The following is a 699-nucleotide window of genomic DNA, read 5'->3' as shown; positions in this document are numbered from 1 at the left end:
CCGGTGACCAGCGTCGAGCCGTCGTCGCCGTACTCGGTCTTTTCCAGCAGATGGCCGTTGCGGTCATAGGCGTAGGCGGTGCGGCGACCGTCGAAGCCGGTTTCCTGTCGGATCAATCCGGTGGGCGTGTAGTCCAGCCGGTACTTTTCGCCGGACTCGTTCTCGATCTCCGTGAGCAACAGCTGCGCATGGTCGTAGCGATACTGCAGCCGCGTACCGTCGGGATTGATGCGCCGGCTGACCAGGTGCAGGTCGTCGTCATACTCGTAACGGGTGATGCGCCCCAGTTCATCGCGTTCGGCGGTGATCTGCCCGTAGGCGCTGTAGGACCAGGCACGGGTGGCACCCGTCGGCGAGGTGGTCTGGATCAGCCGGCCGACGGCGTCCCACACATGGCGGGTGACGGCGCCATGTTCGTCCTGCGCAGTAATCCGCCGTCCCAAGGCATCGTAGGAAAACTTCCGAACCCCACCGTCCGGCAGGCTTTCCTCGACCAGTTGCCCAAGGTCGTTCCACACGAACACATGCCGGCCGCTGTCCGGATAACGGATCGACAGCAACCGCCCCTGCGGGTCGTAGTGGTAGTGGGTGACATGACCGTCGGGATCGACCGCTTCAGTGATGTCACCCTGGGCATTGCGCCGGTAGATCCACTGCGCCTCGCCCCGGCTACGGCGGTGCAGGAAACCGTTGCGGTAT

Annotated in this window: 1 pseudogene; it reads right to left on the bottom strand. The window is 64.2% G+C overall.

Annotated elements, in window-relative coordinates:
• Positions 1–699 (bottom strand): annotated as a pseudogene (locus tag M5B44_RS28785) (type IV secretion protein Rhs); the annotation flags it as partial.

The organism is Pseudomonas sp. MWU12-2029 (assembly GCF_023242425.1).
Classification (GTDB): domain Bacteria; phylum Pseudomonadota; class Gammaproteobacteria; order Pseudomonadales; family Pseudomonadaceae; genus Aquipseudomonas; species Aquipseudomonas kribbensis.
The sequence above is the reverse complement of the archived record's forward strand: the minus strand, read 5'-3'. Positions and strand labels throughout refer to the sequence as shown.